The following is a 23,240-nucleotide window of genomic DNA, read 5'->3' as shown; positions in this document are numbered from 1 at the left end:
ACCGCGGAGCTTTTGCGGGAATATCTCGAAAGAAGTTGAAGTTGTGGGGCGGCTTCCATGCGGAAGCCCAAGAAGGGGAGGTGAGGCACCGCTAAGACGGGCTGAAGCCGGTGCATGCCATTCGATCTTGGCGGGTAACTTATCAAGCCTTTGCGATAGCTTGAAGTTGCGTTTTGGCACCCATGTATTTCTCATAATCGGGCCAGTCCAGTGCCTCACGTCCCCGGGGCCTTGCCGCCCGCCGCGTTCAACTACAGCCAAAGAGTTGAGGGATCTGCTGACGGCGAGATTGGACACCACATTAAGGCGGTCGTAGTGTTCACGATGTCCGCCGTAGTGCCTGCCGAAATCAGCGTGCCCATGCGAATGTTTGCCAGTTCGCCGTCTTCGATCACAGGCATGGAAACCGATTGCGCAACTAACCGTCTAGCGCCGATTCACACCGTAGGTCGCTTACCTCCCGGCAATGGGCGGATCCGCGCACGCGGACCGGGCTCTACTCGCTTCGCTCCCCGGGCCTGTAGTCCCGGCCATTCGGTAACGATCCCTTTCGCAACACCCACTTAAAAGACTCATCCAGGAGAACCCGCTAAGGGGCTCTGCCCCTAGCGCACTGCAAGGGAGATGGCTTCGCCCTGGCCGCGGGGTATCCCCAAAATTTTTTCGGTAACGCGCTGAAAAAATCCCGGGTGATCCCCCTCCCCGCGTCCAGCCCTTGCAGCTTGCCTCCCCGGTCGTCGCCCGACGGTCGTCGGGTGCATGTGCGCAACCCCAGCACATCCACCCCGAGACCTAAAGGAAAGACCATGAAAGCCCAAACGAAGACCCCGCTCCCCGACGTCTACGGCCGCGTGACGGACAAGATCATTGCCGACCTCGAGCAAGGCGTCAGGCCATGGGTCAAGCCCTGGAAAGGCGGCAACGCCGGCGGCCGGATCACGCTTCCGGTGCGTCACAACGGCCTCGCGTATCAAGGCATCAACATTCTGCTTCTCTGGGGCGAGCAGCTCGAGAAAGGCTTTCAATCCAACCGTTGGATGACGTTCAAGCAAGCACAGGCGCTCGGCGCGAACGTCCGTAAAGGCGAGCATGGCACCCTCGTGGTCTACGCCAACAAAGTCGCCAAGACCGACACCGACGACAATGGCGACGAGATCGAACGCGAGATCCCTTTTATGAAGGGCTACACCGTGTTCAACGTCGACCAGATCGAGAACCTGACCGCGGATTACCGCACGGAACCGGTGCCCGCCGACAGCGAGCCCCTCGAGCTGATCGAACATGCAGAAGCCTTCTTCGCCAAGACCGGCGCTGTCATCCGTCACGGCGGCGACAAGGCTTACTACGCGCCCGCACAGGACATCGTGCAACTGCCCATCCCCGAGTCATTCGACACGGCGCAAAGCTACGCCGCCACCAAGGCGCACGAGATCACCCACTGGACCAGCCACAAAAACCGCCTCGACCGCCAGCTCGGCAAGCGTTTCGGCGACGACGCGTACAGCGCCGAAGAACTGATCGCCGAGATGGGCGCCGCTTTTCTATGTGCGCAACTGGGCCTCACCCCGGCAGTCCGTGAAGATCACGCCGCGTACCTCGACCACTGGCTCAAGGTTCTAAAGGCCGACAAAAGGGCGATTTTCACGGCGGCCAGCCAAGCGCAAAAAGCCTGCGAGTTCCTGTTCTCCCTGCAAGACGAGAACGAACAACAAGCAGCGTGAGGGCATCGCCGAGAGGCCTGGGCGCACCGGTCCAGGCCGAGGACCGATTTCTCTAAATAACGAGATGGACTCGTGAGAAACTTCACCGTTGTTTATGCCGTCAATGTTCCGCACTACGGCAGGACCCAGATCGAAGCGCCGACGGCAGCCGAGGCGATCGCCGTAGCTAAGCATCGAGACCCGGCGGAAATCTGCACCGAGCGCGACCGCAGCAGCGCCGCTTGCGCGCGCATCGTCTCAATCACTGACGATGACGGCCGGAGCATTGCCGAGGGTGTCACCCTCGACGGGGCTTTTATGCGTTACGGCGGACGCCCCGCCTGGCTCCTCTGCGAAGCCTCACCGGCAATGCTCGAAAGTCTGCAGAGAATGGTTTTGCGCACCGACGATCTCGTACGCGCGTTGGCCTGCCCGAACGGCCGGAACGAACATCTCGTAGAGCGGCTTTGCGCCGCGTGTCATGTCGCGAAAGCCGTAATTACCTCGGCGAACGGCGAGAACTGAACCTAACGGAAGCTCGACATATGACGATAGGATGTTGCCGCCTGCGGTTCAGCCAAACGATTGAGCAGCGATCAATGCATATAGACCGATAACGCAGCCGGAGCTTGACGAACAACGCCGCCGGATAAACTCTCGGACGCGGTCTCAACTCAAGGCAGTACCTGCAAATTCCGGCGGCGATTGAGAGAGGGCATTCGACGGAGCGTCCCTGTCCCTCACACGCCGGCCGCGAGCTTACCGCCGATGAAGCCACCCACGATGCCAGCAATGAATGCGAACACGGCCAGCAGAACGACGAACCGACGAGCCTTGCGTTCAAGCGCGGCATTCGCGGCGACAAGTTGCGCGGCGCCGCCGTTGAGCTGATTTCCGATCTGCGCGGCCGCTAAGCGGCCGGCCTCAATCAGCTTGTTACCGTTCTGCTCGATGACTGACTCGAAATTGAGCTTCGCGGCCAGGAACGCTTTGCCGGCCGCGTCGGTGGTCGCCCGCTCGATCTTGCCAGATAACGCTTCGTCGACCTGCTCAAAACGCCGCACGAGCGCGTCGGCATCTTGCAGTAGCTCCGCCATCAGCGCTTCGCGCGCGGTGGATACATTGCCGCTCATGACCTTCTCCGTTACTTGAACAGAACCTTGTACACGTCATCCAGATTCTTGTGCGCCGACTTCGCCAGTCGTTGCGCCGAGATCATGCTGACTGCTCGAGCCTTGGTGTCTTCGTCGGTCGCTTCGCGGAGCATGGCCCGATAGTCCGTCTTATCCGCGACGACATCAGAGACGGTCCTTTTGAGGACACGCAGCCGCTCGAAAATCTCGTTTCTGAACACTGCTGCTTCCGGCTTGAGCGTAAAGCATCTGCGTTCCGCATGAAGACCAAAAACCGTGCTGAACAGGCGCGGCACATCATTCGCATCTTCAAGCTCGACCTTGTTGAACACCACGCGGATTTTCTTGGCCGGGACACCGAGGCCCGCCAGTGTCTCAATGGTGTTGACCGTGTCGATCTGCTGTTTCTTCTCACTCACCGCTGGCACGACAAAATAGTCGAACTCTTCATGCGAGCCGTCGAACTGGCTCATCTGCTTCATGAACTCTTCGACGTTGGATGCCCCGACATCGACGATGGCCGAGTCGAGCGTCATCAGATCCTCTTGGAGCCCTCCGTAGTCCTTCCCCTTGAGGCGCTCTGCGCCAGTGCCGGACGATCCCGCGTTGATCGTTTCGACCTCAAACTTCGGCGCGTTCATGCGCGGCGCGAGGAGGTTATCGACCAGCGTCGTTTTGCCCGGATTTCCACTGAAGTTGATGACGGCGACTTTCATTTGCGGCTCCTTCGTTGCTGTTTGGCCAGGCGTTCGTAACGTGCCAACTTTTCGGCTTGTTCATCCGGGTCGGGCTTCATCAGACGGTCAAGCTCTTGCATCGACATCGGTTCGTGTGGGGGCCCGTGTGGGGACGCGTGCGTCGATAAATCTGAATCGCTTATCGAGGATGAGTCAGAGTAGTGCCGTTGTGACACTGCTTCGGTGGCGCTGGATTGCTGGACATGAGGCTGCTGGACATTAGCCGGAAGTTTCTGTCCCGCACTGTCTTGCTCGACTTGTTGCTTCTGCCTGTATCGGTAGAGATAGCTTTTCAATGTGGCTTCGGTCAGATCGATTCCGTTCGCTCTCAGGGCCCTGAGAACATCCACGATCCGCACGCCTGCTGAGATCCTCTGTTCTATCAGTGGCATTACTTCACGTACTTTCGCCGCCTTGGTTTTCGGCTCCAGCGCCGTCAAAGCCTGCACCACGTCACGTTGCGGCATTCAAGCATCCTCCAAGCTATTGATACGCACTCCTACTGCATCTCACACGCATTCTTCATGCTACCAACTTGCATCTGTTTTGCAACCTCTGTGCTACTCGATTGCAACTGGATTGCATCCACTTCGCCTACGCCCTTCGGGCTAGTTGATTTTCACGCCCTTAACCCTGAGAGATCCCTGTCCTTAACAGGCCAGAAATCTCAATACACATCACGCACCCCCTGAGGGAGTGCAAACCCTGATATGACCAGGCTCACAGAGAAAGTGACACTACTTTGGCTCTATAGCGTTGCTATAGGAAATCACAGGAGAGCTATGTGTTTGCTCATTTGATACCTATAGACAATACTATAGGTTAGAAGATTGAGTTACTCTAAATTTAACAACAGGGGATAACGACGCATGAGCACAGGCAAATCGATCCCGGTCTGGTTTTCAGAGGAGGATCGCCGCAGAGTCGAAGAAGCGGCGGCAATCGCGGGCTATAAGCACCTGTCGAAATATATTCGTGACAAAGCGATGAGTCGTGATAGTCAGCGCGAAGCGGCGCGCGACAGCATGGAAACGTGGGCTGAACGGCAGGAGCTCATCGGCCGACTAGCGGAAATTGAACGTAGCCAGAAATCCGCGCATACGCTTTTGGCCGCGCTGCTTTTCTTGATGCGCAAAAAGGCGACGTCGGGCGATTTCAACGATCTCGTGCTTGCATGCGAGAACGCTGTATCAGGTGCCGGGATGCCCACGGAATTACTTGCCGCCTCGTCTCCAGAATTCGCTTCGCTGGTCACCCGATTCACGGAGGATTCGTGATGTCAGAACCGATTGAGCAGATCGACTCGGACATTCAGGCGGCGCTCGATGCGCCGAGCATCAGCGACCGGCTGCACGATGCCCTGCTGAGCGCCTTGCAGCGCGACTGCGTTGATGCGGCGTGTGATGCGCAAATACTGGCTGCGTGGCTCGCCCGACGCCGTGACGCAGTGGTCGGGTCCGGCGTGGCCAGCGTGGGTTAAGCCGATGCAGAAACATGAAGCCGAGAACGCGACCCTGCTCTTTGGCGTGAGCTTACCCATTGCCGGCTGGCTTGCCGGAACCTACGCCGCAAAGGTACCGCTGCGCCCGTTCCCGGAAGCGCTCACCATAGCCCTCCATACGACACCGCACAATCCGCTCGTTGCGAGTGGGGTGGTGATCGGTCTTGGCCTTGCGGCAACCACCGCGTATCTACTGCACGAATACGGCGACGACGGATTCCGCGGCGCCCGGTATCACCGATGGCTGCGCGGTGCGCGCATGGCCAACTGGCACGGGGTCAAGCAACAGGTGAAGGCGGCGAATCGTCGGGAGAACCGACGTCTTCGCGCCGAACTGAAGCGCGCGGCAGACACCGGGGCGTCGAGTCTAGCCAGAGCCGACTTGCCTCCCATCATGATCGGCCGGATGCCTATGCCGTTGCATCTTGAGAACCGGAACACGCTGATTTGCGCCACCATCGGCGCCGGTAAGTCGGTCGCAATGGAAAGCATGATCGCATCGGCCGTGAAGCGCCGTGACAAGATGGCGGTCGTCGATCCGAACGGCACCTTTTATTCGAAGTTCAGTTTTCCAGGCGACACCATTCTCAATCCGTTTGATCAACGTTCAGCGGGTTGGACCATCTTCAACGAGATCCGGGGCATACATGACTTCGACCGGATGGCGCGAAGCATCATTCCCCCGCAGATCGATCCCACCGACGAGCAGTGGTGCGCGTACACGCGCGACGTACTCGCTGACACCATGCGCAAGCTGGTCGAGACCAATAACCCCGACCAGGATGCGCTGGTCAATCTCCTCGTGCGCGAGGATGGCGAGGTGATTCAGGCATTCCTGGCAAATACCGATTCTCAGGGCTATTTTCGGGAGAACGCGGAGAAGGCAGTTGCCTCCATCCAGTTCATGATGAACAAGTACGTGCGGCCGCTTCGGTTCATGTCCAAGGGCGAATTCTCGCTGTACAAATGGGTGCACGATCCGAACGCAGGCAACCTGTTCATCACATGGCGCGAGGACATGCGCACGACGCAGCGCCCACTCGTGGCGACGTGGATCGACACGATCTGCGCCACCATCATGAGCATCCCCAATAGCTCGGCGCCGCTGGCGCCCCGGCTTTGGCTTTTCCTCGACGAGCTGGAGTCGCTCGGCAAGCTCGAGTCGTTCGTGCCGGCGGCAACGAAGGGTCGCAAGCACGGTCTGCGCATGGCCGCGTCCATTCAGGATTGGGCCCAGCTTGACGAAACCTATGGGAAGGACGCCGCGCGAACCTTGCTTGGATGTTTTCGAAACTACCTTATCTTTGGCGGCTCGAACGCGTTCAATACCGATAAGGCGAGCGAGATTCTGGGCAAGCATCAGGTGGAGCGAATCCAGATCACGACGAACGCTGGGGGTGGCGCAGGCGGAGGTGGGGGAGGGCGCAGCCGCAACATGGTCACGAGTCCGCCGGAACCGGTTGTGATGGATTCGGAGATCTCGTTCCTGAAAGACCTGGAGGGCTACGTCATGTTCGGCGAAGACTTCCCGATTGCCAAGATCAAGCTGCCTTACGTCAAGTATCCGCATCGAGCCACGGCAATCGAGATCAAGTGAGGGAGGCACCGCCATGCTCAATGTGACGCCGATTCGCGGCAACAACCAGTACGCGGCCGCCCATTACTTCTCGTCGGCCGACGATTACTACGCCAAGGAGAATCCGGGCGAGTGGCAGGGCGAAGGGGCGCGGCACCTTGGGCTCACGGGGCCGATCGAACAGGCACAGCTCTCGCGCCTCCTGGACGGCCAGCTTCCCAACGGCGAGCGAATCCAGACGACGTTTGACCCCGTTGACAGCAAAAAGCGCATGGGGCTCGATCTCACTTTCTCGGCGCCGAAATCAGTGTCGATGCAAGCGCTCGTGGCCGGTGACCGCGAAGTGACCGCTGCGCATGACCGCGCCGTGACCCGAGCGCTCGAACAGGTCGAGCAGCTGGCCGAGGCTCGCAAGAAAGTGAAGGGCAAGAGCTATCGTGAGCGCACCGGCAACATGACAATCGCCAAGTTCCGGCATGAGATGAGCCGGGCGAAAGATCCTCAGTTGCACACGCACTCGGTCGTGATGAACTTGACGCGGCGCGCCGATGGCGCATGGCGTGCGCTTGCGAACGAAGATATTTTTCGCGTCCAGCATGAGGTCGATGCAATCTACAAGGCCGAACTGGCAAAAGGCCTGCAGGCGGTCGGCTACTCGATCCGCCTGGTCGATGACAAGGGCAATTTTGAGTTGGCCCATATCAGCCGCGATCAGATCGAAGCGTTTTCGGCACGTAGCCGCGTGATTGAAGAGGCATTGGCCAACGAGGGTAAGACGCGCGCGAGTGCCACCACGCTCGAAAAGCAGGTGATCGCGCTCGCCACGCGCCCGCGCAAAGACGAATCCGACCGGGAGATCGTGAAGCAATACTGGGTTGAGAAGAGCCGCGACCTCGGCATTGACTACGGCCCAAAATCACGGCTCGATGGACGCAGTTATGACGGGAGCGGTGGGCGAGAGCGCGCAACACCGGGAGAGGCCAGCCACACGCGCGACGGGACAGCCGATGGGATGACCGGCAAGGAGAGCAACGGTGTCGCCGGCGACAGAGGGAAGGTCTTTAAGCCGGAAGAGCGCAATCGTGTCGCCGCAACGAGTTTGCCGGCCAGCCTCACGCCTGCACAAGCAGTGGTGCAGTACGCCATTCACCATCTGACTGAACGTGAGGCCGTCGTGCGTGAAAGCGAGCTATTGGCGACTGCGCTGCGCCGAGCTGTCGGATTGGCAGACCCCACCGACGTGCGCGCGGAGATCAAGCGATTGGTCGGACAGGGCGCGCTGATCGAGGCGGTGCCGGCCTATCGGATGGCCGAGCGCAAGGAGGGTCCCGCGCTGTCTGTTGCAGGCTGGAAAAGCTATCTGCAGGAGCTCAAGTGTTGGTCTAACAAGCAGGCGCAGCAGTATGTTGCCAATGCGATCAAACAGGGCTCACTCGTGCCGGCCGAAAAGCGATACACGACGCAACAAGCCCTTGCCCGTGAAAAGGCCATTCTCGCAATCGAACGGACCGGGCGTCGGGCTGTCGCGCCGATTCTGGAAATCGGCGCCGTCAGGTCGGCACTTGAACATTCCACGCTCAATGCGGGGCAGCGTTCGGCCGTAGAAACGATCGTCGCCACGGGTAATCGCTTTGTGGGCATCCAGGGCGACGCTGGCACAGGGAAGACCTACACCATCAACCAGGCCGTCTCCCTTATTAAGCAAGCGTCGGCCCAGACGGCGCAACAAGGCTACCGTACCGTCGCGCTCGCGCCATATGGCAATCAGGTCAAGGCGCTTAAGAACGAAGGACTCGAAGCGCATACGCTCGCGAGTTTTCTTCGGTCGAAGGATAAGCCCGTTGACGGCAAGACGATCATCGTATTGGACGAATCCGGCGTCGTCGGCGCTCGCCAGATGGAACAGCTCATGCGAACGGTCGAGAGAGCCGGTGCGCGCATGGTGTTGATCGGGGACACCAAACAGACCGAGGCCATTGAGGCTGGAAAACCTTTCGCCCAGCTTCAACTCGATGGCATGCAGACCGCACGGATCAGCGAAATACAGCGACAGAAAGATCATGAGCTGAAGGCGGCGGTCGAGCACGCAGCAGAGAGACGCGTCACCCAATCGCTCGCGCATCTCAAGCACGTCGAGGAGTTGAAAGAGCCGATGGAACGACACCGCGCGATCGTGAATGATTACATTGCCCTCACCGAAGCTGAGCGCCGCGACACACTGATTGTCGCCGGCACCAACGAAGCTCGACGCGAGATCAACAAGATGGTGCGCGAGTCGCTGGCGCTCACCGGCAACGGGCGGGAGTGTGAGACCCTGACTCGCGTCGACATGACGCAGGCGCAGCGTCGCTTTGCACCGAGCTATCAGCCCGGTATGGTGATTCAGCCCGAGAAGGACTACGTGAAAGCGGGGTTGGTGCGCGGCGAAACATACCGCGTGTCAGAGGCTTTACCCGGCAACGCGTTGATTTTATCTCGGCAAGATGGTACGACGGCGACGATCAATCCGCGCAAGGTGACGCAGCTGAGCGTCTATCGCCTTGAGCGGGCTGAGCTTTCGGTCGGCGACACCGTGCGGATCAATCGAAACGATGCGGGTCGAGACCTCACGAATGGTGACCGCATGCGAGTGGCCGGCGTGATCGGCGGTGTGGTGAGCCTCGAATCGGTCGAGCATCGAGACGGCCGCCCCGTGCGATCAATTGAGCTGCCGACCGGACGACCGCTTCATCTTGAACATGCTTATGCGTCGACCGTCCATAGTTCACAAGGCTTGACCAACGACCGGACGTTGATCGCGCTCGACACCAAGAGCCGCACGACGTCCATGAATTTGTATTACGTCGCCATCAGTCGGGCGCGATACGAGGCGCGGGTCTACACGGACTCGGTCAAATCGCTGCCGGCGGCGATCGCACGTCGATTCGACAAGACGACGGCCTTGGCGATCCAGCGAGAGCGGGAACTGCAACGCCGCGGTGTGGGTACGCCGCCGGGAGGCACGGCAGGGGTAAGGAAGGGCTGCAACGTCAACTGCCCGAGGACCATCGCAGGCAGCCGACAAACGGTCGCAAGCCTTTGGACTATGGTCGATTCAGATAGGTCGCTTCGGTAACGGACGCGCGGAATGCGCGCTTATCTAACGGTGTCATCGGGGCTTCGACAGCTACTCGTCACGCATCAGCAAGCTCCAGCCGCTAGCCCTACGATCGGTCCGATGGGTCCGTCCAAATTCGACCAACGCCCGCGAAATCGGCCCTATCTTGATCGTGCAGGAGATCGACATGGCGAAGACCACCAAAATCGCGATCCAGCGTCCAGGGTCCGGCCAAGTGGCCAAGACAAGCATCAGGTTGGTTGCATACCACAGGAAAAAAAAGGCGACCGCCAAGTAGGCAATCAGATCAGCAAGACGGACAAGAGGTGGTCGGGTCATCGATCGTGCTCCGTTTGTAGATTGACGGTGCGCCTCGAGGTTGATACGGGCGCGACTATTTTCGATCCGGCATCGCGCGCGGCATGCGGGCGCATCGATACGCGGGCCCATCAATGGTGACTCACCGATACGCGAGCGGACACCGCTACCAACGCACGCGCTGTTGGTAGGTGTTGTCGATATAGACGTCGATGGCGCGCGGATTCTGCGGTGGCTGCCAGAGCACCTTGTCGAACACGTACACGGTGTAGGTGTTGTCATAGCTGCCGGTCGTGTACGAGCCGATCGACTGACCGACACAGGCTCGCGCGCCCGTAACATAGCCGTTACCGACCGATGACTCCGATAGTTGCGGTGGGGCACTCAGCGAGTATGTCCCATCGCCGCCAAACCATCCTCCCTTGTTACTGCTTGATCTTCGATGGCCCTCGACAACATAAGCGCCGCGCTCGGCCGGCAATAGCGGCGCCGGGCAAGGATCGTATGGGTCATTGACCTGCCGGGCGTAGCTCGATCCATCATTCCCGTCAGCTTGATCGCAACTCGGAAACGGTCTCCCCTTGCTGAGGTCGTGATAGAGCTGATTGATCGGGGGCACGCATTCGCCAACGCCTTTGGGGCCGCCGTTCGATGCAGGGTTGGCCAAGCACAGCAGCACCTTGCAGCCGTACTCCGAGGCATGGGCCGGCACTGATGCGCCGAGGACGAGCAAGACAATCACGGCTCTTTTCATCGGTTTTCCTCCCGAAAGCGCTTCTACCGTATGCGAGAGAAGCGTTAATTCACAAACTGCACGAACGACGCAGCCTGCTGCGTAGTTGATGTCGCTGTACTAGTCGATGGCGATGTCGTTGATCGCTGGACGGAGATGGGCTGAGTCGCACTCGACGCTGACGTGGGAGCGGAACGCGTCGGATTGACTTTGTCCGCCGAGCCGTTGGCCGGCGTTGCCAACCGCACCCTGACCGCCGACCCGCTGTTGGCATTCTCGATCGGTGAGTCGGGGGCCTGGTCACGCTGCGACTGACCGTCTGCAAACATCACCCATTGCGGCGTCATGGCCGTCCGCTTCGCTGGCTTCTGGGCTGCCGCGTGTTGAGGCGTAACGCTGGCATCAGCGCTATCTGGCTTCACGGCCGGCACAACGGGAATGAGCTCGGCTGTGTCTGTCGCGTTCGCCACCACCTTTTGCACGTAGCTCCGCTGGCCCGCGTGATCTGGCCGAAAACCGCGTGTGAAGTTGCCCGAGTAGTAGCAACTGAAAGCCGCGCGCAGGGCTTGTTGATCGTCTGGAATCCCTGCCCTCGCGCGCTGGTAGCAGTCTCGTAGAATCGCGCTGCCGGTTTTAAGGTTGCGGCACGGCTCGAATATCGTCTCGTAGCGTTCGCCATACTTCGCAAGGTTGTAGCGATTCACCTGTCCGAGTCCCATCGAAAAATTGAAGCCCTGTCGCTCAAGCTCTCGCGCAGTCGCGACTGCTTCCGCCAGGTTGCGCGGCTGACGCTCAAGTCGACCACCCACGACACCAATCACGAAGGGATTGCCAGCCGACTCGGTGCGAACAACACCCCTGAGCGTTGTCGGGTGAACACCCGGCGCGCATTCGGCGGCCAGCTTGTCGAACGGTAGATAGGGCGCCGTCGTCTCAGCGCAGGCGAACCGGGCGAAAGCGAGCAACACCCCGGCCGCGGCGAGTACGGATAGAACGTCACGGGCCTGCATAAACGATCTCCGATATGTAGCGGCCGTTGCGCTCGGTGTATTTCCACTGCACAACCACGTCAATACGCCTTCTGACGCGCTCGATGATTTGCTCGCGGGTCATTGAGGTGTGCCCGTCCATCAACTCGCCAAACCGGTCGTACATCTCGGCGGGCGAATCCGTGTGAACAGTCGTGAGCGAGCCTTTGTGTCCCGTGTTGAGCATATTCACGAATTCGACGGCCTCCGGGCCGCGGATCTCACCCATAATTACGCGATCAGGTGTGAGTCGCATGCACGAGCGAAGCAACGTGGTTGGCGTCACGGCAGCTTGCTCCGATGCTTGATGACGCGCGTAGGACAGTCGGACGCAGTTCGGTTGCGCCGGCTCGATCTCTCGGGAGTCTTCGATCGTGACGATGCGTTCGTGCGCAGGTATTTCCTGTACCAACGCGTTCAGGCATGTCGTCTTGCCGCAATAAGTACCCGCGGAAATGACGATATTCTTGTGGGCCAACACCGCCCCACGCAGAAACTCGTCCCACTGCCTCGCCCGATACATCTCCTGCAACCGAGCATCGGAGTAGGGTTCATCGATCACCTCGCCGTTCACGAATCGGAACGCGCCCTGTTCCAGATACTTCGGCAGACTCATCCGAACCAGCGACTGCTTACGAATCGTCATCGCGATGGTCCCTTCCGGCACGACGGGCGGCAGGATCATTTCGGCCCGGTAGGTTCCTCGCTCGAAATCCGGAATGCCATCATCCAGATTGACCGGAACTTCGGCCGACAGAATCGGGCTTTCCCGGTCGACTTCGAGGCTCTTGAACGAAGCGGTGACATCGGCCAATGACGAAAGCAACTGATACGTGAGTCCTGGCACCTCGATTTTTTCAGCGTAGTACAAGTCTTTCTTTCTGAGCCATAGCTCGCCCGGCTTGTTGACCTGAATCTCGGTGACCTCCCTGTCATCAAGATAGTCCGCCAGCAAGGAGAGCTTGGCTCGAAAGGAGGCAATCTGCGACATGTCTCCTCCTCACTGAATGAACGTCACGCCGTCGAGGTGTTTTGCCGCATCGATCTGATCCTTGTAGATCGACGTGAAATCCAGATCCTTGTTCACATAGATACGTACGCGCGAGCCTGCCGGCACGGTGACGGTAGGTTGGATATTGATGTATGGAGAAAGCACTTGTTGCGACGACTGGGCTGCGGCTTGCTGCACCGACTGCCGGTATTGCGAGGCGGAGTTGTACTGATCGCCCGAACTTACACCGACGTTCGACGCACCGGCACCGATGATGGACAGAAGTGCCGACATGCCGAAAATCTCGGCGAAATGGGTGTCGACGATACCGCCCATGCCTGCCGTACCGAGCTGATCGCTGCCCGCGCTGTCGATGGCGACCTGCACGCCGTCAGGTCGACGCAGCGCGTTCCACACGACGAAGAGACGATCTTTTCCTTTGCGCAGTTCGGCGTTGTACGTGCCGCATACGCGCGAGCCCCATGGAATCAGTTTGAGCCGACCCTGTGCGCCATACACGTCGCGTTGCACAAGCGCGCACAGCTGACCCGGCAGATCGGAGATGGCACGAGGTTCCAGGACCGCCTCAATAAACTCGCCTTGCAAAACCTTGTAGGGAAGATTGTCGATTTGACTTGCCATGCTGACCGGGACACCATTGCCGCTCACCGCGCGTGCGAAGCGCGAATTCGCATCTTGGGGGCCTTGGTCGCCCGAGCCACCGCCGATCATCCCGGCATTCTGCCGCGCCTGACCGCCTGCATCAGGCCCTGCCTGTGTCTGAACGCCCGCAGGCTGATTTCCGCTGTTCGGCGCAATGATGGCCGACTTCATGCGCGCTTCGAGCAAACGTCGCGCTTGTTCGCGACGCTGCATCTCCATCTGCTCGCGCTGCGCCTTCATTGGGTCGTCGGCTTGCATGGTGCTGGACGGGGTTGCCGCGGGTGCAGCGGTGACGGAGGAAGCGCTGGCCGGCTCTTGATCCTTGAGCTTCGGGACGGGTTTTCGGTCCGGGATGGAAAGTTCGCTATTGGCTGTAGTTTTGGCCGAGTCATTGCCGCTATGCTTGACCAGCCACACCGCCAAGATCGCGGCGGTCGCGATCGCAGCGATGGCGACACCGCCAAGCCGCTTTTTGCGGTTGTCGGCCACCATCGAGGTGTTGGCCTGCTTTTCCCACTCCCGAACGGCTGCTTCGCGGTCCTCGGCAGGGTTGATGTTCGGATCCACCATATCAGTGTCCCTCAGCATTGAACGCTGAAGCGGTGCTCATGTCAGCACGGCGATAAGGATTCGCGTTGTTCTGCACACACAGATGGGCATTGCCGTTGCGCAGGGTAAAGAGGCTCGCTGTGCGCTTGACGACCATGTACGGGCCTTCCCGACGTGGACTCACTGCAGATTCGGTGCCGTCCGGACCGACCGTGTAGAACGACGGGATCTCAGCATTCTGGTCGAAGAGGAAGTAAGTGAACTGTCCATCGTCGAATGCGCGCTTGAGCGGAATCGCGATCTTGTCTCCCGAAACACCATAGTCAATATTGAGCCGTGCAGGATCAATTCCATTGCTCGCACTGGCGTCGGATCCAGCAGCGCCGGCAGAGCCGCTCATGCTCGCGTTCATGTTCGAGGCTGAGTTCGGGTAAATGAAGCGCACCAGAAACGTCTGCGTCGTTCGCGCCTTTGAGCTCGTGAGTTTGAAGTAGTAGGTCCGCTTGTCGGTAACGACAGTTAGGTTGGTTGCCGCGTTCGGCTCGACCGGTTTGATGAACAACCGATTTTGGTAAGGGACCGTTTGCCACGCGATCGAATCGCCCAGAGAGACCACCTTGACGACCTCGTCGTTGGCAAATTCAATGGAAGTCTGATATCCATACGTGCCCACCACCTCATAGACCTGATTTGGGTCATAGGGGACTTGCTTGACACGATCATCGGTCACAAGTGCGTGAGGCAACTTGGCTGCGAGTGACGGAACGGAGACCAGGGCGTCATTCAGAACTGGTGACGACAAGGCATGATGGGTAGTGCAAAGGCACATTACGAGGGCATCAAGGCCTTTTCCGAAACGGACCAGACAGAAGATCTTCGCGCCATAACCGTACCCACACTCGTTTTGCACGGTGAGGACGACCAGATCGTGCCAATCGGTGATTTGGCGAAGAAGTCGATCGAGTTACTCAAGAACGGAACTTTGAAGACGTATCCCGGCTATTCGCACGGTATGTTGACCGTCAATGCGGACGTGTTGAACGCTGACCTGCTGGCTTTCGTGCAGGCCTAAGCCGGTGCCCGCTCCACAGCATAGGCGTGAAGCGGGCAGCCTTCCGAAGTCGGCGCCAGTTTCGGTCATTCATTGTAGAGGAGCAAAGACGTTCGAGCGGCTCGCCGACGCCGGAAGCGGCCGTCCCCTACGCACCTCCCCCGTCAGCGCTTGCTTTACATGCCGCGCCCCAACTGCTCTCGTTACACCAGCTCGAATCATGACTCGCGAGCGTGCGAAGGCGGAACGCTCTTGGAGCACCAGCGGAATACAAGGCTCGCGCCCCGTAACGGCTGAGTGGATTCTGGGCCAATCACTTCACCAATGAAAACCTCCCCAGTCAGTCAATCGCTCCTACTGCGGCGGCAGGATAGTCTTCGGCGAGGCGTCCTTCTGAGCCCGCCGCGCGCTTCTTTTTCTCTTCGTGCGGCCGTCGAGCAGTTGCGTGATGACTAGCGTGAGGATGCTCGACGCGCAAATTGCGGTTCCAATCGCCTGCCGCGCGGTCCAGGTATCTTGCTGATGCCAAAGGTGGTAAGCACGGGTTTCGGAAGGGCCTTGGTGGACAATATCTTTCGGGGATTCAGGAGGGCCCATGACAGCCCGAAGCTGGCCGCTAAGGTCAGCGTCAAGATCCAGCATCTTTGTCAGAACTTAGGGACTTGACCCTGTTCGCCATGAATACCTGCCGGCTTCGCACACCTCACGGTTTGATTGCGCCCGGTCAATGGCGCGCACGCCGCTTCCATCCTGCATAGACCGACGCAGCCCGTTGCGATTGTCACCAGTGAAAACGACCGGACGGCGGTGAACTACAAGACGCTGAAACACGTGACGATGCGGGTACGGCAACTGGCGAGCGGTCGAAAGGAAACCCGATCGAACACACTATCGCGGCAGGTCGCGGAGTCGACGAAGTAGGCTAGACTGGCGGACCAGGTGAGCGAAAGAACGAATCTTTCAGTGCGGTTTTGAGACGGGCTAAGGCCCTTTGGTGGCGCGTTAGAACATCAAAGACCGCACCAAGAAAGTTCGTGAGCCAGAACATCGTCCATTCCAAGAGCTCTGTTGCGGCGATCATTTCGCAGAGTCGGCTTCGCGACTGATGTTCAGTCACTAACGAGCTTTCGATTTGTGCGTGTAGGAGTTGGATCGCGACGAGAATTTCATTCGGTGTTCTAGGCCATCTGGGGAGGCCCAGTTGTTGTCTCCTTGCCTCCGAGCATGCGAAATGCTGACGTCAAACGATTCGTATTTGCGCTGAATCATTCCCTATCTGCTGTTGAGTTAGTTCGACGAAACGGCGAGCCCTCACCGGCTTTCCAAAAGCTGCTTTGCGCACTTTAGCGCCATCAGGCTTTCATGGTATGCAAAGAGCAATTTGCGTGATGACGAAGGGTCCAACCCCAATTTTGTCTGCTGCATGAGCCAATCGGTCTCCCGTGCAATCTGCTCGCAGCATTCACTGATAGCTCTTTCAACGGCACTTAGTTCACGGAACTCGGTATGCATTTGCGACCGTCTCCCGACTAACAGCGTTAGAGATGCTAAGAAGCTGTCTGCGAGTCCTTCTCGGCGCTGTACGATGCATCGACCGAGGAACTCCGTATGCTTCCCAAACACGCGCGCAAATGGTCCCACGGACGTGTCGATTATAGCCTTGGAGCCGTGGAGTCTGACTGCCCACTCGCGTGCCCAAGTCGTTCAGACGGCACGAGATACCCGGCCGAACACGGTCGGCGCGATGTGTGACAAACGGCTGGCGTAAGCTCGGTGCCGACCGACGCCTCGTCCTCTGGTTTGGCCACTAAAAACCCGCGATTGCGTGATCCAGTCGGCAACGATCGCCGTTCGTGTCGGCTGCCGTCCTTCCGCTCGGAGCTCGTCTGAGCCATGTGGATCGGGAATATACGAACCGCTAACTGGCGAAGCCGGGACTGTGTTGGATTTGTCGGTGCGACTTGTCAGATGGGCTTCTTTCGCAAGGCGCGGATTCGCGCGTTATCGCGAAGTGCTGTGCGTAGCAGACGTAGGTATTGGAGAGATTCACGATTGGAACGCCGCACATTTAGTATGTACGCCTTTAGCCTGTGAGAAATGATCGCTTTCGGTGTACTGGCGCTGCTGATGATCGACGGCGCTCTGAGGCTTCGACTATCTGCTCATCGATTTGCTGAAGCCGCGCATCGTCTGTCGTCGGGTCCTTGGCCACGGTGGGTTCTCGTCTGCGTTTGGTGGAGCATAAGGTGTGCTTTTGCTGAGTCAACAATTTCGTTAACGTCTCCTTCGCCAGGTCTGCTTGCCGAGACGGCCGGCTTTCCGGAGAGACCAAGGTATCCTTACGGTCGGACGATTGCGAACGTCGGGCATGGCAGCACGGTCGTTATGTAGCGAACAACAACTGGAAGATCAAGGCGTAACGCGAGGGCTTTGACGCAGATACGCGTCTGTAACGCGGTCCAGCCATAATCGCTTAGTCGACATACCGGCCATCAGTGGACTCTAGACCGCCAAACCGCGCGCTTAATAGAATAGACCGTGGCTCAGTCAGTGCCTATTGGCACGACCGTTGGTAGCTCCAGCGTGGAAAAATTGAAGGACGCCAGGGTGAAAGACACAGTTCGGCGACATGTCCTACGAGAAAGGCGTGAGCAGGTTGATCGCTTTGCCTTTGAACTATACGACGGGAGTGCAACTCCGCCTGTTCGGTAAACTGTTTCTTTGCGCACAGCGCGGGTTGTCGGCGCACATCTACCAGGTGGCAATGCGTTGATCCAGATGTTCCAAGCAATCGCCAACAGCAAGCCGGCAGACTACGATCGATTGGTCGGACAAAGTTTCGAGGATGATTTCATGGAGAATGGTCCCAGTGACCGGGTCGATGGCGTCGAGGTGTGGCAGAACGCCAATCGCCTCGAACACAAAAGACTCGCCGCACTGGGCAGCAAGCGGCAAAAAAATCGTTCGACAAGGAAGTCGTCTGGACAGTCGAGCGACTTTACGGGAGGGGACCATGGCCGACTCGCGGTTCTTCGAGGGAGGGGCAGACGGCGTACCGATTGTCGCTATTGGGTCGTCGGCGGGCGGTATTACCGCCTTGCAGAAACTCTTCGAAGGGCTTCCGCCCTCGTTGACTTTCGCTCTGGTGGTGCTGCAGCATTTGCCGGCCAGACAGTCCAGCAGCCTTGCGCATCTCATCGCCAGATGGACACGCTTGCCTGTTCTCCCCGCCGCTGACGGGACCCTGCCGGAGGCCGGCTGCGTCTACATTCCGTCCCCAGATCACGTTCTGACGCTTGAGGACAACATATTTCGCACGAGACCAGCGGAAGGCGGCAGCCGGCGCCCCGGCCTTGACACGATCGACTCTTTTTTCGAAAGTCTTGCGCAGCGCGAGACGCCGCATCCGGTCGTGGTCATTCTCTCCGGAACAGGCATGGACGGTACCGCCGGCGCGGCGCGCATCAGGCAGGCAGGTGGCGTGGTCATCGTTCAAGACCCGCTCACGGCGCTGCACCATGGCATGCCTAACGCGGTGATACGACGCGGCATTCACAATCATGTTCTTCCTGTTGCCGCCATTGGTCAACAAATCGTGGCGTGTACGCGCCACGACTATGTTCGCCCCGAACCATCTGCCAGCTCTATAAATGATACGTCCGAAACGCTCGAGCGAATTATCGGCCTCGTTCGCCAGCGCGTCGGGTTCGACTTGGGCGGATACAAGCCCGCGCCGTTGCTTTGGCGTATCCAGCAGCGCATGGAGGCTCGACAGGTCTGGTCCTTCGATGACTATGCACTGTTGATTGAAGATGATCCGGTCGAGCTGGAATCACTGGTGCGCGAGATTCCGATACACGTCACAGAGTTTTTTCGCGACGCTGATGCTTGGCCAATCCTGCGTGACGAGGTGCTCGGACCACTCGTGTCCAGATTCGATAACCAACGAACATTGCGTATATGGACCCCGGCATGTTCGACGGGACAGGAGGCATACTCTGTCGCGATGCTTCTCGACGAGCTCGCCCACGAACGGGAGAAGCCATTTCAATTTCAAGTCTTCGCGACCGACGCCGCGCCCGAGCTTGTCGCAAAAGCGAGTCGTGGTCTGTTTCCCACCCGGTCATTGGCCGGTGTCACGGAGGCGCGTCAGAGCCGGTATTTCTACAGAGTAGACGGTGCGCTTCGCATCAAACGTTTCCTGCGCGAAAAACTTGTATTTGCTCCGCAGGATCTGATCTCGGACCCACCTTTTTCAGGTCTTGACCTTGTCACCTGCCGCAACCTCCTCATTTATCTCGAACCAGAGACGGTCGCAGAATTACTTCGTGTCCTGCACGGAGCGTTAAGGGAAGGGGGGGTCCTCTTTCTCGGCAAGAGCGAGACACACCCGCTCAAGGTCCAGGGCTTCACGGCTGTCTCTGCCAAGTGGAACATATACAGGAAGGTCGGCCCGATGGAAGAAGGGCGACAGCGAATGTCCGTGCGCAGACCGGTGCCGGATCAGGCAGTGCTGTCTTCTTCTGCGCTGCGCCTCGCTTACGAGCAGTTCGACATTCCGTCGGTGCTCATAGACGATCAATTCAGGGTCCTGCGCATTTACGGTAACGCCGAAGGCCTGCTACGGTTGCCCGCAGGCGCGCCCTCCCTCGATCTGACCGATCTCGTGCCACGAGCATGGGCAGCACCCCTGCGGCACGCCATCCAGCAGGTACTGGCGGAACACGAAACAAGGGTGTTGAGCAATCTACAGGCCGATTTCCTGGGGGACGTACGCCTAGGCATACGACTTACCCCGCTCCAAACGTCAACAGACGCCTCATGGGACCGCATACTCGCAGCGTTCATACGGCAAGACGATGCTGTCGATGCAACTGATGCAAGCGGCTCCTCCGTCCTGCACGATGATCTCGGCGTCGGAGCGACTGTCGATTGGGAGAACGAAGCCCGCATCTCGCGTGAAGAGGTGGATGCGTCGCATGAAGAACTGCTCGCCCTCAATGAAGAGCTGAAGGCATCGAATGAGGAGCTTAGTCGCAGCAACCAAGACCTCAACCAGTCAAACGTCTCGCTGCAGAGAAATATCGCCCAGCTCGCCATGCAAAACCACGTGCTGCTGTCAGGGGCCGTGATGTCCATGTTTCTCGATACGGACTTGAAGCTTCGGTGGTTCACGCCTTCGATGCGGAACGTGTTTCCGCTCAGGCCTACCGATACCGGTCGTCGGATCGACGATCTCGTCCCGGTATTCCACGACCCGCGTTTCTATGCTGACATTCACCTCGTACTCGAGGCAAGCGAGCCACGCGAAGCGGCAATGAGCGACGACAGCGGCCGATGCTTTCTTCGAAAGGTGTTTCCCTATCTCTCGGAGACAGGCGCGGTAATCGGTGTGGCGATCACTTTTGCAGACGTAACCGAGCGCGAACACGAAGACGGTTCATCTTTTCGCCGCCGATGATGTCGCTGTTAGATGGCTGCACGCAACCGTCCGGGTGCTACAGAAAAAGAGTTATGGTTTGATAGTGAAGCCGCGACTTTTGGCTCGAAACCATCGGCCGTGAGCGCAGGCATTTCTCCGGCATCAGCGGCATTGAAAGTTGGTCAACCGAGAAGCGACACGGAAGTCCTTTGGGTCGACGGCCGGCCGAGTCGCGTGCCGCCGATCGCCGTCAGGAAGGGGGCGCCCGTCATCGGACTTTGGGCCGTTCCAGCGCACGGGCACGCAGACGACGGGTGTCCCTCGACAATCAGTCGCCCAACCGCTATCCATGCGTTGGCTGTTTCGCGACCAATATATCTCCCGTCTTCTGGCCGGCTCCAGCACGCTAAACGCCACTTACAGGAGTGGCACCCGCCGGGTACTAGAGCGAGATGACGTAACGAAGAGAAGCGGTCACTGCGTTATGAGTGACGCCCGTGCCGTCGGAGTTCCTATTATGTGGAGTAAACCGATCCCTTTCGGACAGGCTGTTCAATTAAGCTAAGTCGTACACTGGAGTATGAACCGAAACGAAATTCTCATCGCCGCTCAAAGTCTCAATCTGCAATTCTCGGAAGCATCGGTTTCCAATAGTCAGACAGGCCATCAATTAGCCGGGTTGATGGTGGCGATGGAATCGCTAGGAGTGGATGACCGGCTAAGAAACGACTTTCTCGTCGTGGAATCCCTTATTGTCTTGAAACGCTATCAACAGGCATTAGATCGCTTCCGCCGTGCGCTGTTAGATGCCTATTTTCGTCCGCCTCCCCCGACCCCGTTTTCGATGAAGTGACGGACGATAACCGGGCCTTCTCAGGCGTTGTCATCACACGCCTGCCTATTATCTGCAGCGGTAATATGCGGCGTTGGCGATTTGAGTCGCGCCGCTTGTTCTAGCGAAGTGGGTAATATCAGCCGCTGAACGACGGCAATGCACCCGCCTAGTTATATGCGCACGGTGGCAGAACCGGCTCGCATGCATACTATTGGGCGCATTCCCAGTGTTACTTATGACAAACCAGCCGGGCTGACGGCGTTAGCCTCCGGGGCACGCGGCGAGCCGAATGCTCTTTGTCGTTTAGGTTTATTCAACGCCTGCCCACACGCGTTGTCGTTGGTTCGTGAGCCTTTGGTCGAGGGCAGGCGTCGAACAAACCTAAACGAAACTCGACCGTCGTGCGACTTCTGACGTTGCAAAAGTGGGCTGGAGCTTCAAACGAACGTGTGCATTGCATACACTGTAACCAATACCGCCGTCGAAGAGCGTCCGCCCGCGCTCAACTTGAAATCCGATCGTCGCGATTTGGTTTGCTGCAGCTTCTGTTGGAACGCCAAGAGGTCTCATCATTCCCGCTTCTCCATCGACGCCTTTGAGCCATCGAATCTCCGTGTTGTCTCGACGAAGGTCCGCAAGGCCCTCGGTTCACCAAAGTGCTGGATGAAGCGAAGGCGCCGTTCTACACGTGGTTTGAAGACGGCGAGCTGACTGCATCCTGCAACAGTCTCGACCGTCATGTCGAAGTGGGTCGCGGCAACGAACACGCGATCATTTTCGAAGCCGACTACGGCGCCGTCACCAACGTCAGCTAACAGGATCCAGGGTGACCGCGTCGTGATCTATCTGTCGATGTCGGTGGAAGGCGCGGTCGAGATGCAGACGTGCACGCGCATCGGCGCCACACACTCGGTCGTGTTCGGCGGCTTCTCATCGAACTCGCTCAACGAGCGTCTGGTCGATGTCGGCCCGATCGCGCTGATCACCGCCGACGAACAGATGCGCGGCGACAAGGCGCTGCCTCTCAAGAACATCGATGAAGCGATCGCTGCGGGCGCCTGCGAGAAGGTGAATGACGTGAGCGTCTATCGTCAGGCACTCCATTTGCTAGCCCCAAAAAAAATTTGTTAATCGACCAGCATGAAAGCAACGATTTGGGGTTACACAAAGTTGCCCGAAGGGCATGAAGAAATCCATCGTTTCGCATTCGAATTGAGCGATGGAAGTGCGGCTCCGCCCGTCCGAGAATCGATATCTCTACGAACCGCCCGGGTCGTTGTCGCACATTTGCAGGACGGAAACGCGCTAATCCAAATGTTCCGGGCCATCGTCAGTAGCGATTTCGCACATTACGACGATTTGGTCGGACGGAGCTTCGAGGATGATTTCATCGAAAATGGGCCGAGTGATCGTGTCAATGACTCATCAGGGTGGATGAACGCCGATCATTGAGCGCCAATGCAAAGACGCGATCCGACGTGCTCGGCCAGCGGCCACAAGCGGCCAGTTACCGGGCTTGCGGCTCGGGCCATTCAAGGATTTCTGCATTCTTCAAGACTGTGGCTGCCTAGAATTCGAGCCCTCATCCACGCGGCATGACAAAGCCTGTTTGGACCTGTATCGATCGAAAAAAGATTTGACAGCGCCGACTAGCAGTCGACCGCAAAAGTTTGCGGAAGCAACCGCCCAGTTGTTCGGCACGCCGCCCCAGAATCCGTGCTGAACGTTGCCAGCGTTTGGCTGCATCACCAACCTTCGAGCAGCGAGTCACCGAGAGGTCCAGCAAGGCTTCGCCCGCGGCTCGGCAGACCGGCCGATAACCCGCCGACAAGCCACGCGACATCTATCGAAATTGGCGGGTTTTCGACGCTAGCTACGCCCCCCATCAGCCGCCTAGGCCAGTTAA

The 23,240-nt window shown here is 58.6% G+C and carries 18 protein-coding genes and 2 pseudogenes; 11 read left to right on the top strand and 9 right to left on the bottom strand.

Annotation, left to right across the window (positions count from 1 at the left end; translation table 11 throughout):
• The first annotated feature begins 806 nt into the window (after positions 1-806).
• Positions 807-1,721 carry a zincin-like metallopeptidase domain-containing protein gene (locus tag QCE63_RS34840; RefSeq protein WP_309839727.1) on the top strand — a complete coding sequence of 305 codons (915 nt, stop codon included), beginning with the start codon at positions 807-809 and terminating at the stop codon, positions 1,719-1,721.
• Between the two features lie 72 nt (positions 1,722-1,793).
• Positions 1,794-2,225 (top strand): hypothetical protein, encoded by a 432-nt coding sequence (locus tag QCE63_RS34835; RefSeq protein WP_309839726.1) that lies wholly within the window; start codon positions 1,794-1,796, stop codon positions 2,223-2,225.
• Between the two features lie 215 nt (positions 2,226-2,440).
• Here the strand turns inward: QCE63_RS34835 and QCE63_RS34830 are convergent, their stop codons facing one another.
• From QCE63_RS34830 to QCE63_RS34820, 3 genes are read right to left on the bottom strand one after another with little or no spacing between them, the layout of a single operon-like run.
• Positions 2,441-2,833, bottom strand: coding sequence for a hypothetical protein (locus QCE63_RS34830; protein WP_309839725.1), 393 nt, complete (start codon positions 2,831-2,833; stop codon positions 2,441-2,443).
• Positions 2,834-2,844: 11 nt separating this feature from the next.
• Positions 2,845-3,549: a StbB family protein gene (stbB, locus tag QCE63_RS34825; protein ID WP_309839723.1), complete on the bottom strand. Its 705-nt coding sequence runs from the start codon at positions 3,547-3,549 to the stop codon at positions 2,845-2,847.
• A complete protein-coding gene (locus tag QCE63_RS34820) occupies positions 3,546-4,037 on the bottom strand; it encodes a conjugal transfer protein TraD (RefSeq protein WP_309839722.1) in 492 nt (163 codons plus the stop codon). Before QCE63_RS34820 ends, stbB begins: the two co-directional genes overlap by 4 nt.
• 402 nt (positions 4,038-4,439) lie before the next feature.
• Here QCE63_RS34820 and QCE63_RS34815 point away from each other — a divergent pair, with 402 nt between their 5' ends.
• The 4 genes from QCE63_RS34815 to mobF are packed head-to-tail and all read left to right on the top strand — an operon-like array spanning position 4,440 to position 9,762.
• Positions 4,440-4,847, top strand: coding sequence for a hypothetical protein (locus QCE63_RS34815; RefSeq protein ID WP_309839721.1), 408 nt, complete (start codon positions 4,440-4,442; stop codon positions 4,845-4,847).
• Positions 4,847-5,050, top strand: a complete 204-nt coding sequence (locus QCE63_RS34810; RefSeq protein WP_309839719.1) for a hypothetical protein — start codon at positions 4,847-4,849, stop codon at positions 5,048-5,050. Before QCE63_RS34815 ends, QCE63_RS34810 begins: the two co-directional genes overlap by 1 nt.
• 4 nt (positions 5,051-5,054) lie before the next feature.
• Positions 5,055-6,668: a type IV secretion system DNA-binding domain-containing protein gene (locus QCE63_RS34805; protein ID WP_309839717.1), complete on the top strand. Its 1,614-nt coding sequence runs from the start codon at positions 5,055-5,057 to the stop codon at positions 6,666-6,668.
• 13 nt (positions 6,669-6,681) lie between these two features.
• Positions 6,682-9,762 (top strand): MobF family relaxase, encoded by a 3,081-nt coding sequence (gene mobF / locus QCE63_RS34800; RefSeq protein ID WP_309839716.1) that lies wholly within the window; start codon positions 6,682-6,684, stop codon positions 9,760-9,762.
• A gap of 51 nt (positions 9,763-9,813) precedes the next feature.
• On the opposite strand, the gene QCE63_RS34795 is transcribed toward mobF, so the two are convergent.
• The 6 genes from QCE63_RS34795 to virB9 all read right to left on the bottom strand — a co-directional run bounded on the left by QCE63_RS34795 (position 9,814) and on the right by virB9 (position 14,813).
• Positions 9,814-10,083 (bottom strand): hypothetical protein, encoded by a 270-nt coding sequence (locus QCE63_RS34795; RefSeq protein ID WP_309839714.1) that lies wholly within the window; start codon positions 10,081-10,083, stop codon positions 9,814-9,816.
• Between the two features lie 145 nt (positions 10,084-10,228).
• Positions 10,229-10,816 (bottom strand): hypothetical protein, encoded by a 588-nt coding sequence (locus QCE63_RS34790; protein ID WP_309839713.1) that lies wholly within the window; start codon positions 10,814-10,816, stop codon positions 10,229-10,231.
• Positions 10,817-10,860: 44 nt separating this feature from the next.
• Positions 10,861-11,805 (bottom strand): lytic transglycosylase domain-containing protein, encoded by a 945-nt coding sequence (locus QCE63_RS34785; RefSeq protein ID WP_309839711.1) that lies wholly within the window; start codon positions 11,803-11,805, stop codon positions 10,861-10,863.
• Positions 11,792-12,814: a P-type DNA transfer ATPase VirB11 gene (gene virB11, locus QCE63_RS34780; RefSeq protein WP_309839709.1), complete on the bottom strand. Its 1,023-nt coding sequence runs from the start codon at positions 12,812-12,814 to the stop codon at positions 11,792-11,794. The genes QCE63_RS34785 and virB11 overlap by 14 nt, the downstream gene beginning before the upstream one ends.
• Before the next feature lie 9 nt (positions 12,815-12,823).
• A complete protein-coding gene (locus QCE63_RS34775; protein ID WP_309839708.1) occupies positions 12,824-14,047 on the bottom strand; it encodes a TrbI/VirB10 family protein in 1,224 nt (407 codons plus the stop codon).
• Position 14,048: 1 nt separating this feature from the next.
• Positions 14,049-14,813 carry a P-type conjugative transfer protein VirB9 gene (gene virB9, locus QCE63_RS34770; RefSeq protein WP_404990243.1) on the bottom strand — a complete coding sequence of 255 codons (765 nt, stop codon included), beginning with the start codon at positions 14,811-14,813 and terminating at the stop codon, positions 14,049-14,051.
• Here virB9 and QCE63_RS34765 point away from each other — a divergent pair.
• The 5 genes and pseudogenes from QCE63_RS34765 to QCE63_RS34745 all read left to right on the top strand — a co-directional run.
• Positions 14,799-15,098 (top strand): annotated as a pseudogene (locus QCE63_RS34765) (alpha/beta fold hydrolase); the annotation flags it as partial. The gene virB9 and the pseudogene QCE63_RS34765 sit on opposite strands and share 15 nt — an antisense overlap.
• A gap of 2,992 nt (positions 15,099-18,090) precedes the next feature.
• Positions 18,091-20,538, top strand: a complete 2,448-nt coding sequence (locus QCE63_RS34760; protein WP_309839705.1) for a CheR family methyltransferase — start codon at positions 18,091-18,093, stop codon at positions 20,536-20,538.
• Positions 20,539-21,079: 541 nt separating this feature from the next.
• On the top strand, positions 21,080-21,352 hold the full coding sequence (locus tag QCE63_RS34755; protein WP_309839703.1) for a hypothetical protein: 273 nt from the start codon (positions 21,080-21,082) through the stop codon (positions 21,350-21,352).
• Between the two features lie 629 nt (positions 21,353-21,981).
• Positions 21,982-22,429: pseudogene (locus QCE63_RS34750) on the top strand (acetyl-coenzyme A synthetase); the annotation flags it as partial.
• A gap of 45 nt (positions 22,430-22,474) precedes the next feature.
• Positions 22,475-22,786 carry a hypothetical protein gene (locus tag QCE63_RS34745; RefSeq protein ID WP_309839701.1) on the top strand — a complete coding sequence of 104 codons (312 nt, stop codon included), beginning with the start codon at positions 22,475-22,477 and terminating at the stop codon, positions 22,784-22,786.
• The last annotated feature ends 454 nt before the right edge of the window (positions 22,787-23,240 follow it).

The sequence above is a fragment of the Caballeronia sp. LZ065 genome (assembly GCF_031450975.1).
GTDB lineage: Bacteria > Pseudomonadota > Gammaproteobacteria > Burkholderiales > Burkholderiaceae > Caballeronia.
The sequence above is the reverse complement of the archived record's forward strand: the minus strand, read 5'-3'. Positions and strand labels throughout refer to the sequence as shown.

Excerpts from the sequence above, each read along its gene's own strand:
- QCE63_RS34795 (WP_309839714.1), bottom strand. The coding sequence starts at position 10,083 with ATGACCCGACCACCTCTTGTCCGTCTTGCTGATCTGATTGCCTACTTG.
- stbB (WP_309839723.1), bottom strand. The coding sequence starts at position 3,549 with ATGAAAGTCGCCGTCATCAACTTCAGTGGAAATCCGGGCAAAACGACG.
- QCE63_RS34810 (WP_309839719.1), top strand. The coding sequence starts at position 4,847 with ATGTCAGAACCGATTGAGCAGATCGACTCGGACATTCAGGCGGCGCTC.
- QCE63_RS34760 (WP_309839705.1), top strand. The coding sequence starts at position 18,091 with ATGGCCGACTCGCGGTTCTTCGAGGGAGGGGCAGACGGCGTACCGATT.
- QCE63_RS34785 (WP_309839711.1), bottom strand. The coding sequence starts at position 11,805 with ATGCAGGCCCGTGACGTTCTATCCGTACTCGCCGCGGCCGGGGTGTTG.
- QCE63_RS34815 (WP_309839721.1), top strand. The coding sequence starts at position 4,440 with ATGAGCACAGGCAAATCGATCCCGGTCTGGTTTTCAGAGGAGGATCGC.
- mobF (WP_309839716.1), top strand. The coding sequence starts at position 6,682 with ATGCTCAATGTGACGCCGATTCGCGGCAACAACCAGTACGCGGCCGCC.
- QCE63_RS34820 (WP_309839722.1), bottom strand. The coding sequence starts at position 4,037 with ATGCCGCAACGTGACGTGGTGCAGGCTTTGACGGCGCTGGAGCCGAAA.
- virB11 (WP_309839709.1), bottom strand. The coding sequence starts at position 12,814 with ATGTCGCAGATTGCCTCCTTTCGAGCCAAGCTCTCCTTGCTGGCGGAC.
- QCE63_RS34840 (WP_309839727.1), top strand. The coding sequence starts at position 807 with ATGAAAGCCCAAACGAAGACCCCGCTCCCCGACGTCTACGGCCGCGTG.
- QCE63_RS34805 (WP_309839717.1), top strand. The coding sequence starts at position 5,055 with ATGCAGAAACATGAAGCCGAGAACGCGACCCTGCTCTTTGGCGTGAGC.
- QCE63_RS34755 (WP_309839703.1), top strand. The coding sequence starts at position 21,080 with ATGAACCGAAACGAAATTCTCATCGCCGCTCAAAGTCTCAATCTGCAA.
- QCE63_RS34790 (WP_309839713.1), bottom strand. The coding sequence starts at position 10,816 with ATGAAAAGAGCCGTGATTGTCTTGCTCGTCCTCGGCGCATCAGTGCCG.
- QCE63_RS34775 (WP_309839708.1), bottom strand. The coding sequence starts at position 14,047 with ATGGTGGATCCGAACATCAACCCTGCCGAGGACCGCGAAGCAGCCGTT.
- QCE63_RS34830 (WP_309839725.1), bottom strand. The coding sequence starts at position 2,833 with ATGAGCGGCAATGTATCCACCGCGCGCGAAGCGCTGATGGCGGAGCTA.
- QCE63_RS34745 (WP_309839701.1), top strand. The coding sequence starts at position 22,475 with ATGAAAGCAACGATTTGGGGTTACACAAAGTTGCCCGAAGGGCATGAA.